Origin of the sequence: Lonsdalea quercina subsp. quercina, from assembly GCF_000688695.1 — a bacterium.
Taxonomy (GTDB): domain Bacteria; phylum Pseudomonadota; class Gammaproteobacteria; order Enterobacterales; family Enterobacteriaceae; genus Lonsdalea; species Lonsdalea quercina_D.
The window spans coordinates 291,073-308,837 of sequence record NZ_JIBQ01000003.1 but is presented as its reverse complement, the minus strand read 5'-3'; the positions used below and the strand labels follow the sequence as shown (position 1 = coordinate 308,837).

General features: G+C 52.6%; 18 protein-coding genes and 1 other RNA gene. 11 read left to right on the top strand and 8 right to left on the bottom strand.

Annotated features, from left to right (window positions below; all coding sequences use genetic code 11):
• Positions 1-60: 60 nt before the first annotated feature.
• Positions 61-606 (bottom strand): adenine phosphoribosyltransferase, encoded by a 546-nt coding sequence (gene apt, locus SB13_RS02635; protein WP_026738858.1) that lies wholly within the window; start codon positions 604-606, stop codon positions 61-63.
• 175 nt (positions 607-781) lie between these two features.
• On the bottom strand, positions 782-1,150 hold the full coding sequence (locus SB13_RS02630) for a DUF454 family protein (protein WP_026738857.1): 369 nt from the start codon (positions 1,148-1,150) through the stop codon (positions 782-784).
• A gap of 155 nt (positions 1,151-1,305) precedes the next feature.
• Between SB13_RS02630 and miaE the strand changes: the two genes are divergently transcribed.
• The 3 genes from miaE to rsmS all read left to right on the top strand — a co-directional run bounded on the left by miaE (position 1,306) and on the right by rsmS (position 2,885).
• Positions 1,306-2,067 carry a tRNA isopentenyl-2-thiomethyl-A-37 hydroxylase MiaE gene (gene miaE, locus SB13_RS02625; RefSeq protein WP_026738856.1) on the top strand — a complete coding sequence of 254 codons (762 nt, stop codon included), beginning with the start codon at positions 1,306-1,308 and terminating at the stop codon, positions 2,065-2,067.
• Positions 2,068-2,114: 47 nt separating this feature from the next.
• Positions 2,115-2,648, top strand: coding sequence for a primosomal replication protein PriC (gene priC, locus SB13_RS02620; RefSeq protein ID WP_026738855.1), 534 nt, complete (start codon positions 2,115-2,117; stop codon positions 2,646-2,648).
• A gap of 72 nt (positions 2,649-2,720) precedes the next feature.
• On the top strand, positions 2,721-2,885 hold the full coding sequence (gene rsmS, locus SB13_RS17140; protein ID WP_072000193.1) for a pleiotropic regulatory protein RsmS: 165 nt from the start codon (positions 2,721-2,723) through the stop codon (positions 2,883-2,885).
• 61 nt (positions 2,886-2,946) lie between these two features.
• Here rsmS and mscK read toward each other — a convergent pair whose 3' ends face one another.
• On the bottom strand, positions 2,947-6,225 hold the full coding sequence (gene mscK / locus SB13_RS02615) for a mechanosensitive channel MscK (RefSeq protein ID WP_026738854.1): 3,279 nt from the start codon (positions 6,223-6,225) through the stop codon (positions 2,947-2,949).
• A 211-nt stretch (positions 6,226-6,436) separates the two neighbouring features.
• Positions 6,437-7,075 (bottom strand): multidrug efflux transporter transcriptional repressor AcrR, encoded by a 639-nt coding sequence (acrR, locus tag SB13_RS02610; RefSeq protein WP_026738853.1) that lies wholly within the window; start codon positions 7,073-7,075, stop codon positions 6,437-6,439.
• Between the two features lie 142 nt (positions 7,076-7,217).
• On the opposite strand from acrR, the gene SB13_RS02605 reads away from it, so the two are divergent.
• From SB13_RS02605 to SB13_RS02585, 6 genes are all read left to right on the top strand, one after another.
• Positions 7,218-8,405: an efflux RND transporter periplasmic adaptor subunit gene (locus tag SB13_RS02605; RefSeq protein ID WP_026738852.1), complete on the top strand. Its 1,188-nt coding sequence runs from the start codon at positions 7,218-7,220 to the stop codon at positions 8,403-8,405.
• Between the two features lie 16 nt (positions 8,406-8,421).
• The gene (locus SB13_RS02600; RefSeq protein ID WP_026738851.1) at positions 8,422-11,568 is read left to right on the top strand and encodes an efflux RND transporter permease subunit; all 3,147 of its coding nucleotides are present in this window, start codon (positions 8,422-8,424) and stop codon (positions 11,566-11,568) included.
• A 142-nt stretch (positions 11,569-11,710) separates the two neighbouring features.
• Entirely contained in the window at positions 11,711-11,962 is a 252-nt protein-coding gene (locus tag SB13_RS02595) for a type B 50S ribosomal protein L31 (protein ID WP_026738850.1), read from the top strand.
• Positions 11,963-11,980: 18 nt separating this feature from the next.
• Positions 11,981-12,124, top strand: coding sequence for a type B 50S ribosomal protein L36 (gene ykgO, locus SB13_RS17135; RefSeq protein ID WP_072000191.1), 144 nt, complete (start codon positions 11,981-11,983; stop codon positions 12,122-12,124).
• Between the two features lie 624 nt (positions 12,125-12,748).
• Positions 12,749-13,117, top strand: a complete 369-nt coding sequence (gene tomB, locus SB13_RS02590) for an Hha toxicity modulator TomB (RefSeq protein ID WP_026738849.1) — start codon at positions 12,749-12,751, stop codon at positions 13,115-13,117.
• Positions 13,118-13,170: 53 nt separating this feature from the next.
• The gene (locus SB13_RS02585) at positions 13,171-13,374 is read left to right on the top strand and encodes an HHA domain-containing protein (RefSeq protein WP_009114000.1); all 204 of its coding nucleotides are present in this window, start codon (positions 13,171-13,173) and stop codon (positions 13,372-13,374) included.
• A gap of 354 nt (positions 13,375-13,728) precedes the next feature.
• Here SB13_RS02585 and ffs read toward each other — a convergent pair.
• An RNA gene (gene ffs / locus SB13_RS17130) (signal recognition particle sRNA small type) lies at positions 13,729-13,825 on the bottom strand.
• Between the two features lie 164 nt (positions 13,826-13,989).
• Between ffs and SB13_RS02580 the strand changes: the two genes are divergently transcribed.
• Entirely contained in the window at positions 13,990-14,310 is a 321-nt protein-coding gene (locus SB13_RS02580) for an MGMT family protein (RefSeq protein ID WP_026738848.1), read from the top strand.
• 31 nt (positions 14,311-14,341) lie between these two features.
• Here SB13_RS02580 and SB13_RS02575 read toward each other — a convergent pair whose 3' ends face one another.
• Complete coding sequence (locus tag SB13_RS02575; protein WP_072000190.1) at positions 14,342-14,914, bottom strand: YbaY family lipoprotein; 573 nt, start codon at positions 14,912-14,914, stop codon at positions 14,342-14,344.
• Positions 14,915-15,121: 207 nt separating this feature from the next.
• On the opposite strand from SB13_RS02575, the gene tesB reads away from it, so the two are divergent.
• Complete coding sequence (gene tesB / locus SB13_RS02570) at positions 15,122-15,985, top strand: acyl-CoA thioesterase II (RefSeq protein ID WP_026738847.1); 864 nt, start codon at positions 15,122-15,124, stop codon at positions 15,983-15,985.
• Positions 15,986-16,087: 102 nt separating this feature from the next.
• Here tesB and amtB read toward each other — a convergent pair whose 3' ends face one another.
• On the bottom strand, positions 16,088-17,380 hold the full coding sequence (gene amtB / locus SB13_RS02565; protein ID WP_026738846.1) for an ammonium transporter AmtB: 1,293 nt from the start codon (positions 17,378-17,380) through the stop codon (positions 16,088-16,090).
• 39 nt (positions 17,381-17,419) lie between these two features.
• A complete protein-coding gene (glnK, locus tag SB13_RS02560) occupies positions 17,420-17,758 on the bottom strand; it encodes a P-II family nitrogen regulator (RefSeq protein WP_009114005.1) in 339 nt (112 codons plus the stop codon).
• Between the last annotated feature and the right edge of the window lie 7 nt (positions 17,759-17,765).

Sequence of the window (17,765 nt, the reverse complement as noted above, 5' to 3'; positions counted from 1 at the left end):
TTGAGTTATTGAGGTGGTGATGCTAACACAGTCTCGCCGCCGTCGGCGAGACCGATGTGCTTAATGACCGGGGAAGTCGACCAGGCTGAAACACTGTACGCCCATGGCTTCCAGGCGCTGCTGACCACCGAGGTCAAACAGGTTGATGACAAAGGCAGCGTCAGTGACCTCGCCGCCTAAACGACGGATCAGTTTTACCGTCGCTTCGACGGTGCCGCCGGTCGCCAGCAGATCGTCGATAACCAGCACTTTGTCGCCGGCAGTGATGGAGTCTTCGTGGATTTCCAGCGTGTCGGTGCCGTATTCCAGCTCATAGCTTTCGCTCAGCGTTTTCCGCGGCAGTTTTCCCGGTTTGCGCACCGGTACGAAGCCGACGTTCATCGCCAGCGCCACCGGCGCACCGAACAGAAAGCCACGCGCTTCGGTTCCAACGACTTTGGTGATGCCAGCATGACGATAACGCTCTGCCAGGAGGGAAATGCTGGCCGCGTAGGCCTGCGGATTTTCCAACAGGCTGGTGACGTCACGGAACAGTATGCCCGGCTTTGGGTAGTCGGGAACGCTCTTGATACTGTTTTTAATTAATTCTGGCTGTGTTACGGTCATAATCCTGTGCCTGATAAAACAATCTGTTCAGTGAATAACGGACGCCCGCTGTAGCTCTGGCGGCCATCACGCGCCCTTCGCCGGGAAAGGAATAGAGGCGGGACGCGCACGAAAACGCTCAAATCTAGTCAAACTGACTGACAAATGCAACAGCGCTGCGTCTGGTCGCTTACTTTTATTGCTCCCGATCAACCACCGGCAGCCGCCACATGAAGATCAGCAGGCAGGCCATCACCCCCAGTAATAATCCCCTCACCCACGGAATATTGACCATCCATATCGATAAGGCGAAGGTGGCGACGATCACCACGAGCGCTTTGACTTTGACGCCCGGCGGCAAAGCCCGGTGCTGCTGCCAATGCCGCAAATAGCCGCCGAACCATGACCGATGTAGCAACCAGTGGTGAAAACGCGGTGACGATCGGGCGAAGCACCAGGCGGCCAACAGCAGAAACGGCGTGGTGGGCAAAAGCGGAAGCACGACGCCCAGCGTTGCCAACACGACGGCAATCCATCCCAACACGATCAAGACCACACGATACATACACCACACTCCCGCTAATAGATGTCGCCAAACCGTTGCCCGTACATAGTAACGGGTATAACGCTGATTTGACCATCGCGGAACAGGATCGCAAATGCCGTCAAAGCAGGTATCATGGCGTCACGTTTAACCCACCGTTGTACCGTGCTTATTTCATGATCGATCGCGCTATTCTTACCCCAATCTATCAATTTTTGACGGCTGAGACGCCTGATGAATGGGTTGTCGAGGCACAAAAAGCCGATAATCTACCGACCATTTTACGCGACCACGCGCTGTGCGAGCTGAAAGCGGCGCAAAACGCGGCGCATCTCCTGCGGCGCTACGCCGTGGATGAGTCCGGCCAGCGACAACTGGTAGACTGGCTCACGCCGTATGAAAACTTCGCTTACCACGACCGCGGTGAATTGGCCGAACTGGAGACGAAAAGCCCCGTGTCGAAGCAGATAGGTATCCGAGCGGGCTGCCGCTATGGGCAGGATATGATCGACAAGATGGTGTTGTTGATAAAAGAAGAGCTGCACCATTTTCATCAGGTGCTGGAAATTATGGGTTCGCTGGGGATCGTCTATCAGCGCCTGCCAGCCAGCCGATATGCCAAAGGTATGCTACAACACGTAATAACGCACGAGCCGAATATGCTGGTCGATAAACTGATTATCGGCGCATTTATTGAGGCCCGTTCCTGCGAGCGCTTTGCTAAACTGGCTCCGTACCTGGGCGCGCAATTACAGAGGTTTTATCTCTCCCTGCTAAGGTCTGAGGCCCGCCACTATCAGGACTATCTTACGCTGGCCCGTGAAATTTCCGACCGGGACATTTCACCCAGGATTGCATTCTTTGCCGGTATAGAGGCCAACCTGATCGTCTCGCCTGATGACGATTTCAAATTTCATAGCGGCAAGCCCCGTGTTTGATGGCAGCCCGCCTCTTTGTTTCACCGCTTAATGACTGAGGCAACCGAATGAGCACCTCTACGCTGTTACAAGCGCTAGACCATCAGATCGCCAGCCTGGCCGAGCAGATAGCGCCGGTTATAGGGATGACGACAGCCCGCTCCCGTTTCGACCGCCAGCTGTTTGGCTGTTACGGCACACGCTTCGGCGACTATCTGGCCGAAGTGAAAAAAAATCATCAGCACCTGCAGCAATATGTCGCCGAAAATCGCACCGATCGGGTGGCGTTTATGGCAGAGAAACTGCTGGCTCAGATTACGGCGCTACAGCGCGAACTGGGTACCTGGAAAATGCGGCAGCAGAGCCCCGCTGCCCCAACACCGCCCGACCTCTACCACAAGCTGGCCGAACATCAGGGCTATGAACGACGTTTGATAGCGATGATTCAGGATCGGGAAAGTTTACTTATCCAGCAAACGGCGTTTGACGAAAAACAGCGGTTGCAGAAAGAGTTGGCGGCGCTGGAAGGCCGGCTGGCGCGCTGTCGACAGGCGCTCACCCGTTTGGAACGTCAGATTGAAAGACGGGAACAAGGTTCCTAAAAACTCGTTGCTCGCGGTGATATCTGCTATATCTACACGTTGATTCCGAGCGAACGGGAAGGTGAACCCACTATGTCACTGGAAAATGCAGCTCCCGAAGTCAAACTGGCGGTGGATCTCATCATGTTGCTTGAGACCAACCAGATTGAACCTGAGGTGGTACTCGCCGCACTCGACATTGTACGTAAGGACTATCTGCACAAGACCCAGGGACAGGGCGATCTCTCAACCGATTAGCGGTTGTTCGGCCGGAACAGACGTTTCAAACGTTTGTTCCGGCTATTCCCGTCGTCGAAACTTACAGGAGCGATGGATTGTCCGGCAGCTGACGCGACACTTCTTTCACTTCCTTACCCTGCTCGTTATGCAAATACACTTCCAGCTGGTTGAAAGCGATATTGATGTCATTTTCCCGACAGAGTCGGTCGATCGCGCGATTCAGCTCATCCACCGTGTAGCTGCGATCGCGTAGTTCGCGCACATACAACCTCAGCTCATGATTGAGGGTGCTGGCGCCGAACGCGAGGAAAAACACCTGCGGCTCCGGATCGGTCATCACACGGGCGTTCTCACGCGCGGCCTGCAGCAAGACGGATTTCACCTTATCGAGATCGGACCCGTAGGCCACGCCAATACTGATGATCACACGCGTAATCGTGTCCGACAGCGACCAGTTGATCAGACGTTCCGTCACGAAAGCCTTGTTGGGTATGATCACTTCTTTACGGTCAAAATCCGTAATCGTCGTCGCTCGGATTCTGATCTTGCTGACCGTTCCCGAAAACGTACCGATGGTGATCGTATCGCCGATACGCACGGGGCGTTCGAACAGGATGATCAGACCGGAGACGAAGTTGGCAAAGATCTCCTGCAAACCGAAGCCGAGCCCGACGGACAATGCCGCGACCAGCCACTGTAGTTTATCCCACGATACGCCGAGCGAGCTGAGGGCGGTCACCGCGCCGACGGACGTAATCAGGTAGGTCAGTATCGTCGTGATGGCATAGGAGGTCCCCTGCCGCAACTGCAGTCGGGAAAGCACCAGAACTTCCAGTAGCCCCGGCAAGTTGCGGGTCATGACGTAGGCAATCACAATCACCGCCAGCGATAGCAGCAGGTTGCCGAGCGTTACCGCTTGCAGGACGTTGCTGCCGCCCACGGACGCGTTGTAGTGCCACAGAGTGACGCTATCGAGATAGGAAAACACCGTCACCAGGTCCGCCCAAATCCCGTAGATAGCGCCGCAGAAGATCATAACCAGGACCATGGTGGTCAATCGTAATGACTGCTGGCTGATTTGTTCCAGCGCCAGCGGCGCTTCAGGCACCGGTTCGCTCCCTTCCGCGCCCTCTTTCACCATGTTCTGCCGTCTGGCCAGCGCACGGCGATAGGCCAGGCGTCGGGCGGCGACGCTCAGCCCGCGGATCGTCGCCATGTAGACCACATTCCAGATAATCAGCAGATACAGGCTTTCGATCCAGCGCCCGGACAGGCGCAACGTCGTATAGAAGTAGCCGCTAAACATCAGCACGATCAAAAACGGCGGCATTAGCGCAATGGCCGTAACGACGATCAAACGCATCGTATGACGATCTTTGTCTCGCCAGCTATCTCGGCAAAGCGGAAAGACCAGCACCGACAGCAGCACCAAGTTGAGGACGATCACCAACTGCCCGATCACGTCGTCTACCAGATACAACGGGATCTGTTCGCCGATAACAGACCAAAAAATCAACGGCAGCAGCGCACATCCCAGACGTAGCGTCTGCCTGCGATAGTGAGCGCTTAACGAAGGCGCTAAGTTGAAATGCCGTTCGAACATTCCCTCGGGCTTCAGCCCCTGCCAGGCAAGCCCAAAGACGAGCCAGAACAGCGCCAGATCCTGACTTAGCAGCCATGCAAATTCGCCCAGTTGCCCCCCGGAGCGCTCCAGCCACAGTCCCAGGCACATTAATATCAGCGTGCCGGGCAGCACCTTAATCAGCAGGAGTAGAATCGTCTGCGGGGTATGGAGCTGGCTGTCGCGTTTGAGCTGTCCGACGTCTTTGGACAATGTGTCGAGATAATGATCGATAGATTTTCGACGCCAGAAGATCAGCCCCACCAGCAGCATCGCCGGAACAACATAAAGCAAAGAGCGTAAAGCCCCCTGAACAAACTGTTCCGATTTAACCCCGATATGGATGCCGTGCAGTTGTTGTTTAAGCGAGGACGGAAATTCTTTCAGCCAGCTCCAGTCCATCGGCTTNTTGCTGTTAACCCAGAAGATCTGCTGAGTCAGCGTTCTTTGCAGCGAGGCATTCACGCTGCCGAGCTGCTGTCGGTTAATTTGCAGGTTGATAGCGAGCATGAGCTGGTTGCCGAGCTGCTTGTTCAACTGATCGAGCAACTCCCGGCGCATGTCCAAAATCTGCTCCAGCGCGTCGGTCACTTCGTCATCGGAGGCCGTATTGCTGCGCGCCAGCAACTTCTGAATATATTCATCGCCGCGAAACAGCTCATCGCGCTGCTGGTTGATATCGAACTGCTCCAGGCGCAGATCGGCGATCTGCGTGCTCATGTCGCTCAGTTCATCTGCCGAAGGGAGGTTTTGCTGTTGTTGGTACAAGATGCGCGACAACAGCAGGCTGCCCTTGAGTACGGTGACCTGCTCTTTCAGATTACGCTCGGACTGCGTGGCGCGGTCTAGCCAGTTTTTTACCTGAATGCTTTGCTGCACCAGCGTATTTCCGGCTTCGGTCGCGGCAATCAGCCGCTGGCTGAGCTGACGGTTGGTCTCCATTTCCGTCTTAACGAGTGGGTTTTCCTGAATGCGCTGCAACTCGCCGGATGTCTGCGCCTCTTTGGCTGTCTTCTCCGACAGGTTGAGACGTTTGTGGCTGACTACATTTTGCAGCGCCTGCACCATGCGTTCTTGCTGATTAATCTGGGCCGCCGTGTAGTCACGCTGCTTTTGCAGCAGATCCTGCAACGTCGTGTTCACTTCCAAACTTTTGCGCTGCTGCTCCATCTGAGCACTCAACAGCGCTTGTTCCGTCAACAGCAACGTTTGCTGGCTCGGCCGCAACGTCGCCTGTTCCGGCTCCAAACCATTGAGCTGGTTGCGCAGTTGCTGGCTGCGCTGCGAAGCCGTCAGCATGGCGCTCTGCACTCTTTCCGGCTGCGTCTGCAGCGAAATGAGCTGGCTATTGTAATTAGACAGGTTTTCCTGCGCCGACTGCAGGCCAGCCAACGTATCATTTAAGCGTGATTCCAACTGTTTAATCGATAAGGATTCGAGTGACGCGAGTGAAACTTCCGACGACGAAGTCAACGCCGCCAGATCATCGCTGGTCTGCCGCAGCTTGGCCGGGGCTTGCGCCGCCTGAAGTTTCAGCTGAGCGGTCTCCTGCTTAACCCGTTCTATCGCGTCCAGAACGTCAAGCGTTTTGGTGTAATCCTCTATAACCAGCTTATCGGCCGGGGACTGGCTTTTTTGTTTATTCAGCGTGTCGAGACGGTTTTGAATATCGCTTCGGGCCGGCAAATCATTGGTAAGCGCCAACGCTGGCGCGCATACGGCCAGCGCCAGACACATCGTGAGAAGAAGTGCCGACAGCGAACGCAAGGCGGAATGCGACACGCGAGAAAAAGAGGCGTAAAAATGGCGTAAAATAGCGAAGCTGGAACTCATGGCACATCATCGTATAAGCGGAGATAGGCCAAGTTTATCATGCCTCGGTCGAGCCGAGATATGTGAATCCGTGGGGAAACGTAACGGTATTTACGATCTAACAACATTTTTCAGGTCAATGGACCTGACGCATCGCAGGGCTGAAACGAAGCATATCGATAAGGCCATCGACTAAAAATGGCGCTTCATGACTCAATCCGAAACTTTCCGGCATAAATAACCAATTTTCCATCACGCCAGACAGGTAGGCTCGCAGGGCAATCGCCGCCCGATGGGCATCAATATCCTCGGGCAGCTTGCCGGAGAGAATGCAGCGGCTCAACAAAACATCCACTTTATTGTAACAATCAAGGTGAATTTCTTTGCGTCCATGGCAGGACGAGCGGATTTCGCCGCTAAACTCGCATTTATGGAAAATAATCTCCATCATCGCGCGCCAATCGCCGTCGCACTCGATCTGCTTCAGCATATAAATAAGGACTTCCCGCATAACATGAAGTGGATCATCCGGAAATTTTGCATGATACTCAGTTTCAAAATCAGCAATTTTTGTTTCTGAACGCGCCCAAATTTCAGCAAACAGTTCAGCTTTGTTTTTGAAATGCCAATAAATAGCACCTCGTGTTACACCCGCAGCGACCGCTATGTCAGACAATGACGTCGCGGAAACACCGTGCTCGGAGAAGAGGCGTAATGCCGTCTCCATAATGTGCTGGCGGGTTTCCTCAGCCTGTTTTTTGGTTTTTCGTGCCATAGCATTATTTTAACTGAAAGGTGTGATTTACATACATTCGTGTATGTATGTAACATAGCATGAACTGAACATTATCGCAGCAATGGGTTTGGGCTTGTTATCCATTGATCCATTTTCGAATCGGAATCTTGAGGTTTATTTTATGAATAAAAACAGAAGGCTTTTGCCTCTGGCGGCGGTGCTGATGCTTTCTGGCGGCTTAGTCCTCACTGGATGTGATAATAAGGGTGAAAGCCAAGGCAATGCGGCAGGAAACGCGCCATCGGTAGATATTGTCACCATAAAAGCACAACCTCTAAATATCATCACCGAACTGCCGGGGCGCACTAATTCCTTCCGGGTGGCGGAAGTCCGTCCTCAGGTTGGTGGCATTATCCTCAAGCGTAATTTCGTGGAAGGCGGCGACGTCCAGGCTGGCGTATCGCTGTATCAAATCGACCCGGCGCCTTATCAGGCACAGCTCAATAGCGCGAAAGGCTCGCTGGCGGAAGCGCAAGCAAACGCCGAGGTCGCGCGTTTGACCGTCAACCGCTACAAACCGCTGTTAGGCACCAACTACATCAGCAAGCAGGAATACGACCAGGCCGTCGCGACCTCCCGTCAGGCCGACGCAACCGTCGTTTCCGGCAAAGCCGCCGTAGACTCCGCCCAAATCAACCTCGATTACACCAAAGTCACAGCCCCGATTTCAGGCCGCATTGGTAAGTCCACCGTCACCGAAGGCGCCTTGGTTTCCAGCGCTCAAACGACTGCACTTACCACAATTCAGCAGCTCGATCCCATTTATGTGGACGTGACGCAGTCCAGCAACGATTTTCTGCGGCTCAAGAACGATTTGAACAGTGGCACAATCCAGGCGACCAACGGTAAAGCCAACGTCCGTCTGTTGCTTGAAAATGGTACCGAATACGATCAGCAGGGTACGCTGGAGTTCTCCGACGTGACCGTAGATGAAACCACCGGTTCCATCACTCTGCGCGCCATCTTCCCGAACCCCTCACACAACCTGCTGCCCGGTATGTTCGTCCGTGCACGTCTGGATGCTGGCGTTAATCAAAACGCGATTCTGGTCCCTCAGGAAGGAGTGACCCGTACTCCGCGCGGCGATGCTTCCGCACTCGTCGTGGGTGAAGGCGACAAAGTTGAAGTCCGTTCGGTCACCACCGCTCAGGCTATCGGCGACAAGTGGGTGGTGACTTCAGGTATCAAACCCGGCGATCGCGTGATTGTTTCCGGCTTGCAAAAGATTAAACCCGGTATTGTGGTGACAGCGCAGGAAGTCAAATCTGACAGCACTCAGCAGCCCCAAACCCAACCCGCCAAGTCTTAACAGGAGCCGGTAATCAATGGCTAAGTTTTTTATAGATCGCCCCATCTTCGCATGGGTCATTGCCATTATGGTGATGCTGACCGGGCTATTGGCGATAACGCAGTTGCCGGTAGCCCAGTATCCGAGCATTGCGCCGCCGTCGGTTGAAGTGACCGCCTCTTATCCGGGCGCAGACGCCAAAACGGTGCAGGATACCGTCACGCAGGTCATCGAACAGAACATGAGCGGCATCGATAATCTGCTGTACATGTCATCGAACAGCGACTCGTCCGGTAACGCTCAGATCACATTAACCTTTGACTCCAAAGCTAACCCTGACATCGCGCAGGTACAGGTGCAGAACAAGCTGCAGCTCGCCATGCCGCTTTTGCCGCAGGAAGTTCAGCAGCAAGGCGTCAGCGTGCAGAAGTCCAGCAGCAGCTTTCTGATGGTCGTCGGATTTATCAGCGATGATAAAAACATGACCCAGCAGGATATTGCGGACTACGTCGGCTCCAGCGTCAAAGACCCCATCAGCCGCGTTACCGGTGTTGGTGATACTCAGCTGTTTGGCGCGCAGTACGCCATGCGTATCTGGCTTGACCCCAACAAACTGACCAACTATCAGATGACCACGTCAGACGTGGTTTCGGCGATTACAGTTCAGAACACGCAGATTGCCGCCGGTCAGTTAGGCGGAACGCCGCCAGTGCCGGGGCAAAAATTGAACTCGTCAATTATCGCCCAGACAAGACTTAACAATACCGAACAGTTCGGCAATATCCTGATCCGCGTGAACCAGGACGGCTCACAGGTTCGGCTGAAAGACGTCGCCCGAATCGAACTGGGCGGTGAAGACTACAGCGTTGTTGCCCGTTATAACGGTCAGCCAGCGTCTGGTCTTGGCATCAAACTGGCGACCGGGGCTAATGCGCTGGATACGGCCAACGCCGTTAAAGCCGAGTTGGCTAAGCTGCAGGCGCAGTTCCCTTCAGGGTTGAAAGTGGTCTATCCATACGACACCACGCCGTTCGTTAAGATTTCTATTAACGAAGTGGTGAAAACGCTGATTGAAGCTATCGTGCTGGTGTTCCTGGTCATGTATCTGTTCCTGCAGAACTTCCGCGCGACGCTGATCCCGACCATCGCGGTGCCGGTCGTCTTGCTGGGGACGTTCGCCATCCTCTCGGCATTTGGCTACTCCATCAATACCCTGACCATGTTCGCCATGGTGTTGGCGATCGGTCTTCTGGTGGATGACGCCATCGTCGTGGTGGAAAACGTCGAACGTGTCATGGCGGAAGAAGGACTATCGCCAAAAGAAGCAACACGAAAATCCATGGGCCAGATTCAGGGCGCTCTGGTGGGGATCGCGCTTGTGCTGTCCGCGGTATTTGTGCCGATGGCCTTCTCCGGCGGTTCAACCGGGGCCATCTACCGTCAGTTCTCGGTTACCATCGTATCTTCCATGGTGCTGTCTGTCCTGGTGGCATTGATCCTGACCCCAGCCCTGTGCGCCACGCTGCTTAAACCTGTTGATAATCATGGTCACGGCAAAACCAAGGGCTTCTTCGGCTGGTTCAACCGTCTTTTCGAAAAGAGTACGCATCACTACACCGACAGCGTTGCCAACATTCTTCGCAGCACCGGTCGCTATGTCGTGATCTACCTGCTGCTGGTTATTGGCCTCGGTCTGATGTTCCTGCGTCTGCCTAGTTCATTCCTGCCTCAGGAAGACCAGGGCGTACTGCTCACCATGGTGCAGCTGCCTGTCGGCTCCACGCAGGAAAGCACCCAAAAAGTGCTGGATCAAGTGGATTCGTACTACCTGAATAATGAAAAAGACAATGTGAACTCCGTCTTTACCGTCAACGGTTTTGGATTCGCCGGACGCGGGCAGAACATGGGGATCGCCTTTGCCAGCCTGAAAGACTGGGATGAACGTAGCGGAGCGGCCAATAAGGTCGATGCTATCGCCGGCCGAGCTTATGCCGCTTTCTCTCAGATAAAAGAAGGGCTGGTCATTCCGTTCAACATTCCCGCCATCGTTGAACTAGGTACCGCCAGCGGCTTCGACTTCCAGCTGGTTGACCAAGGCAACTTGGGCCATGACAAGCTGATGCAGGCTCGTAACCAGCTGTTAGGGTTGGTCGCGCAGCATTCGGATACACTGGTGAGCGTACGTCCGAACGGCATGGAAGACACACCGCAATATCGTCTGGATATCGACCAGGAGAAAGCGCTTGCACTGGGCGTCACGCTGGATGAAATCAACTCGACGCTGGCGACCGCATTGGGGGGAAGTTACGTCAACGACTTCATCGACCGCGGTAGGGTGAAAAAAGTATACGTTCAGGCGGATGCGAAGTTCCGTATGCTGCCCGGCGATATTCAGAACTGGTATGTTCGCGGTACAGCCGGCCAGATGGTTCCGTTCTCCGCCTTCGGTACGGCCCACTGGGAATATGGTTCACCCCGTCTGGAACGCTACAACGGGTTACCCTCTATGGAGATTCTGGGGGAAGCCGCACCAGGAAAAAGTACGGGTGAAGCCATGGCGATGATGGAAGAACTGGCTTCGCAGCTGCCTGAAGGGGTCAACTTCGATTGGACGGGCATGTCCTACCAGGAACGTCTGGCAGGCAATCAGGCGCCTGCGCTGATTGTCATTTCCGCTATCGTCGTATTCTTGTGTCTTGCCGCACTGTACGAGAGCTGGTCTATCCCCTTCTCCGTCATGCTCGTTGTACCGCTCGGGATTCTGGGGGCAGTGGTCGCTGCCAGCATGCGCGGGTTGGAAAACGACGTGTACTTTAAGGTGGGGATGCTCACCACTATTGGGCTATCCGCCAAAAACGCCATTCTGATAGTTGAGTTTGCGAAAGACCTGATGGAAAAAGAAGGAAAAGGTTTGGTGGAAGCAACGCTCGATGCCGTTCGGATGCGTTTGCGCCCCATTCTGATGACTTCCCTGGCCTTTATTTTGGGCGTCGTGCCGCTAGTCATCAGCTCTGGCGCAGGCTCCGGCGCGCAGAACGCAGTCGGGACTGGGGTCATGGGCGGGATGTTGACCGCCACCATTTTGGCTATCTACTTCGTGCCCGTCTTTTATGTCGTCGTCAGCCGACGCTTCAGTAAAAAGAAAAGCGCTGAGAATACGGAACATCAGCCAGACCAGCACTAATTCACATCCTTAGTCAAAAATAGGCCGCGCGAGCGGCCTATTTTTTTGCCCACCACTCACCCATTCATGCAAACCATTGTTGATCGACGAGTAAAAAAAGCGCAAAATAATGTTATGTTATAACATAAAGCACAGGCGTATTATGAAACCCAATATACATCCTCACTACCGCACCGTCCTTTTCCACGACACCAGCGCAAACACGTTCTATACCGTCGGATCCACGATCGCGACGGAAAGAACCCACGAATATGAGGGGAAAATTTATCCCTATGTCACCGTTGAAGTTTCTGCAGCCTCGCATCCCTACTACACGGGCAAGCAGAAAGAGTATTCAAAAGAGGGAAGCGCAGCACGCTTTCAGAAAAGATTCGGCCATTTTCTTAAATCTTAAAGACGGGAGAAATGCTTTATGCAGGTATTAAGCTCACTACGTAGCGCCAAAAATCGCCACAAGGATTGTATCGTCGTTAAACGACGCGGCAGAATTTACGTTATTTGTAAAACACATCCTCGCTTTAATGCGGTTCAAGGCCGGAAAAAGAAAAAATACTAATGAATAACTCATCGGACCTTTACGCCGTCATCAATAAACAAACAATTAAGCCTGAAAGAAATTTTCTCCCCTTTTCGGATTTAAACAGGCTTTAACACTTAGGTAACTCACTGAGTGTTAGTGATTCGGCGTATTGCGTTCTATCACCTTTAAAAGCGGCCTGGCTTTTGGCCGCTATAGGGGAGCATCCTGCCCTATCCCACCCGCCGTTCGGTCAAGACCTTTCAGATTGGTTGATGCTATTTTTGTTACATTTTATATGGATAGCTTACATCCAATTCTGGAAAAACTAATTAACATAGTAAAAGCGGGACGTTTAAAAAGAGACGTTTAATAGTCTTATGATTCAATTAATACATTACAAAATTTGAACGATGAGTTCGATAGCAGCAATAGCTACAGAAAATGTCCGCGCTGTGCGAACCGAGGCGTTCTTTGCTATAGTTGATGCAGAATGATTTTTACAAAGACGTGAGGACATTCTTTACATTCACCGTGTTATCCTTGGTTGGTCTATTTGAGGACAGCAGAGTGTAATCTCTCTTATGCAATTCATCACGTTACCTGCTCCAGCAGGAGTAAACCCTAAGTAAGACTGAACCATGGCTTAACGGAGGGATTGAAATGGATGAGTACTCACCTAAACATTATGATATTGCCCAACTCAGATTCTTGTGTGAGAATCTGCGCGACGAAAGTATCGCGACACTAGGTGACAGCAATCACGGCTGGGTGAATGATCCGACCTCCGCAATAAATCTTCAGCTCAATGAACTTATTGAGCATATTGCGGCCTTTATTGGCACCTATAAAATTAAATACCCGGATGATGAAGAGTTGTACATGCGGGTTGAAAAATATTTAGACGATACTTATATTCTTTTCAGCAATTACGGCATTAATGATGCGGAGCTGCGGAGATGGCAAAAATCTAAGTCACAATTATTCAGAATGCTCTCAGAAAAGAGCAGCTATGCAACAGTAAGAACTTAAGCAATTATTTGCCTTATACTTATTTTAACCCAGGAAAATTCATAAAGGTTATTATGAAAAAAATAGATTACTTGATGCGTTTGCGCAAATGCACAACCATTGACACCCTTGAACGCGTTATTGAAAAAAACAAGTATGAACTCTCTAACGATGAGTTAGAAATGTTCTATTCCGCTGCCGACCATCGTCTGGCCGAGCTGACCATGAATAAGCTCTACGACAAAGTCCCTACCGCTGTATGGAAATATGTACGTTAATACGTATTAATCCCTAAGGTCGAGCTGAAAGTACATTGAGCCGATATCATGATCGGCCTTTGTCTTATTAGAAAAATTAAGCAATATGCTAAAATCAGTAACAACTCATATGTACATATTTCCGCCTTAATTCATCAGAAATAACCTAACACCCATTTTATTAAACAACTCCCTACCTATAGAGATAAGTCTTTTTATAAACTTACCCCCAATGGCGTTCAATGCTTAAACTCGATGACGTCGAATAAATAAAACGTGAGACGACGCCAGATTCTTAAACAAAGATTATCCGGGGAGCAAAAATAAAAAATAAGAAGGGCAAAAAGGGGTAAGAAACATCTGAAATGGTGGAGGCCCCGCCAGCTACATCCCGGCACACACGTCGCCTGCTGCGGCTGCTTCCTTCCGGACCTGACCGAGNCCACAGGTTAGTGTTGCGGGAGAACCAACAGGGCCTCCATTGACGGCTCCGCACTGCGAAGCGGTGGGCATTATCAGCGATGGTCTGCCCAATTGCAAGCCGACACGGCCTAACCGCCGTTTTCTTACCCACTACTGACTTGATACCATGCGCTATCGATAAATCTCATGGCAAACAGGAGACTCCCTACGGCTATGTCGCCACATGAAGATAATTTTCGACAACGCGTGTTCCAGGTCATCGAGGCGGTCCCCTGTGGTCAAGTCGCAACCTACGGAGACATCGCGCTTTTAGCCGGTTCGCCCCGCGCTGCGCGCCAAGTCGGCGCCATATTACGCAATCTGCCTGAGGGAACCAAGCTCCCCTGGCACCGTGTGATTAATCGAAAGGGCGAGCTATCTTTGACGGGGCCCCATTACCAGCGCCAAAAGCTGGCGCTGGTTGCGGAAGGAGTAAGATTTAATTTGGCTGGTAAAATCGACCTCAACCAGTTTCGTTGGCAACCAACGGCGTAAATCTGATCGCTCGCCATTGGTTACCCCTTGATTACTGTATAGGGGAAACGGCCGAACCTGAAACAGGGGGGACCGTCGCTCCACTATGGACATCCGTCCCCGCCGCTAAGGGTACTGACGGGTTAGCCGGTACAGGCACAGACTCCACAGGAACCAAAGTCAACTCGGCGGAACGAACGCCATTGGTGATCACAGGCACTACGCGCTCCGTAATCAACGTGACGCGATGATTGATGGTAACCGCAGCACTCAAAAGCACACGCGCGTTAGGTTGGATATCATTCGGGTTGTAGGGCAGAACGAAGTGGAAAGGCGACTGTTTTCCGTGAGTTAACGTCACCCGTTGGGTAATGATTTTCGACGGAGCGTCGGCCAGCGAGGCATCTGATACGGTCACCGTCAATTCAGCATCCGCTGGCAGTGCGATTTTTTGTCGAATATTCACCGTACCGGTTACGGAGGGCTGCGCAATGCCGGGCAGATAGCTGCCGCTTGCCGGGATAGGGCCTCTGACATCCGGAGCTACACCACTATCACTTTTATCTGCACACCCAACCAAGCCGATCGATACCATGATACCGCCCAAGATATGCCATAATTTCATTTGGTAAGTCTCCCTTTATCATTTATATGGCCTTCGGCGAAAACCGATGACCGCTAAGTAGCAAGAACCACTCGGCGTTTTAATTATGGTTCAATATCTTGATATTTTCATAAGGGATGACAGAAAGGACCAAAACAAAAAGNGGGGTCACGTGGTCATCGCCACAAGGACCCGCAACATGGCGTACTACCGACAAGGCTGATAATGATGAGTCAGGCATTACAACAGCTTCTCGATTTGCTGAATCTGGAAAAAATCGAGGAAGGTTTATTTCGTGGTCAAAGTCAGGATTTAGGGCTGAGACAGGTCTTTGGCGGCCAGGTTGTCGGTCAGGCGCTCTCGGCGGCGAAACAGACGGTTTCCGAACAGCGTAGCGTGCACTCTTTTCACTGTTACTTTCTCTTGCCAGGAGAAAGTCATAAGCCAATTATCTATCAGGTTGCGACCTTACGAGAAGGTAAGAGCTTCAGCACCCTACGCGTAGATGCTATTCAGAATGACCGCCCTATTTTCCATATGACCGCCTCATTCCAGCAACCCGAGTCGGGGTTCGAACACCAGAGCGTGATGCCGCAAGTGCCGATGCCCGAAAATTTGCCGTCGGAGCAAGACATCGCTCAGAGCCTGGCCCATTTGCTGCCGCCTCAGCTGAAAGAAACGTTCACCAAAGAGCGTCCTATCGAAATGCGGCCGGTAAAATTTCATAACCCGCTTAAAGGGGAGGTTGAGCCGCCAATCCGCCACGTCTGGTGTCGAGCTAACGGTAAATTGCCTGACAATGAACGCGTTCACCAGTATCTTTTGGGATATACCTCCGACTGTAACTGCCTGCTGACGGCGCTCCAACCTCACGGCGTAGGTTTTCTCGAACCCGGCATGCAGGTCGCCACGATCGATCACGCCATGTGGTTCCATCGACCATTCCGAATGGATGACTGGCTGCTGTATGCTGTCGACAGCCCATCCGCCTCCGGCGCTAGAGGGTTGGTTCGAGGTCAGTTCTACACCAGAGAAGGCGTACTTGTCGCCTCCAGCATGCAAGAAGGCGTTATTCGGCGACACAGCGCTTAGCCGTTCTACCTTGTGATTTCCCATAAAAAAACCACCCGCAGCGAACTCACGGGTGGTTTTTTATTCCGGTCGAGGCGTGTATCACACGCCCCAGGATACTGATTATTGGTTGTAAGCGTTTTCGCCGTGGCTGTTAACATCCAGCCCTTCGCGTTCTTGCTCTTCCGGCACGCGCAGACCCACAGCCATATCAGCGATTTTGAAGGCAATGAATGCGGCCACGCCAGACCATACGATACAAACGATCACGCTGAACAGCTGAACCCAAACCTGATGAGCCATAGTGACGCCTTCCGCGTACCCCACGCCGCCCAGCGAAGACGAGGTGAAGACGCCCGTCAGGATGCAGCCGACGATACCACAGACGCCGTGAACGCCGAAGACGTCGCAGGGATCGTCAACGCGCAGCCAGCGTTTCAACACGGTTACACCCCACAGGCCAGCGAAGCCGCCCGCAAAGCCGATAACCATCGCACCGCCAACGCCAACCGTACCTGCCGCAGGCGTAATGGCAACCAGACCGGCGATACAGCCGGAGCATGCGCCCAGCAAAGAAGGCTTGCCACGCAGAACCCATTCGCCGACGACCCAGGCCAGAATCGCTGCCGCCGTAGCGATCACGGTCGTCAAAAATGCCAGACCCGCGATATTGTTGGCTGAGCTAGCCGAACCCGCGTTGAAGCCGAACCAGCCGATATACAGAATAGCGGTACCGATACACACCATCGGCAGATTATGGGGTTTGAATGCTTCTTTGCCGAAGCCGACGCGTTTACCCAACAAAGTTGCGCCAACCAGCCCCGCAACCGCGGCGTTGATGTGCACTACCGTGCCCCCGGCGAAATCGAGCGCGCCGTCAGCGGCCAGATAGCCGCCGCCCCATACCATGTGAGTCATAGGGAGGTAGGATAATGTTAGCCACAGGACCACAAAAATCAGCGCTGCGGAGAAGCGAATACGCTCCGCCAGAGCACCAATCACAAGGCCAACGGTAATGCACGCGAAGGAGCCCTGGAAAGCAACATGGATGTACTGGTAGAACGTGCCGCTCTGCGAGTTAATATCAATACCATTCAGCATGAAGTTGCTCAGGCTGCCGAAAAATGCGTTGCCGGAGCTAAACGCAACGCTGTAGCCATAAATGACCCACAGCAGACAAACCAGCGCGAAGGCGACAACCACTTGAGACAGTACGGACAGCACGTTTTTGGAACGAATCAGACCGCCGTAAAACAGCGCGATACCAGGAATGGTCATAAAAAGCACCAAAGCGGTACAGATCATCATGAAAGCATTATCGGCTTTATCGATTACTGGTGCTGCAGTGTCTGCCATGGCGCAGGCCGGGAGCATGGCTGCGGTACCCAGACCAGACAAGAAGGATAGTTTCTTCATTTCATTCATCCCTATTTATAAGGCTAAATCAGGTAGTTGTTATAGTGCAGCTTCATCTGTTTCGCCGGTACGGATGCGAATGACGCGCTGTAGTTCGGCGACAAAGATCTTCCCGTCGCCAATCTTGCCGGTATAGGCGGCTTTGCTGATCACATCAATAACTTCATCGAGCTGATCGTCGGCGATAGCGATATCAATTTTTACTTTAGGCAAGAAATTCACGCTATATTCTGCGCCGCGGTACAATTCCGCATGGCCTTTTTGGCGTCCGAACCCCTTCACCTCTGTAACGGTAAGGCCTTGAATACCAATGGAAGAAAGGGCTTCGCGCACATCTTCCAGCTTGAACGGTTTAATTACCACAGTCACCAGTTTCATTCTCATC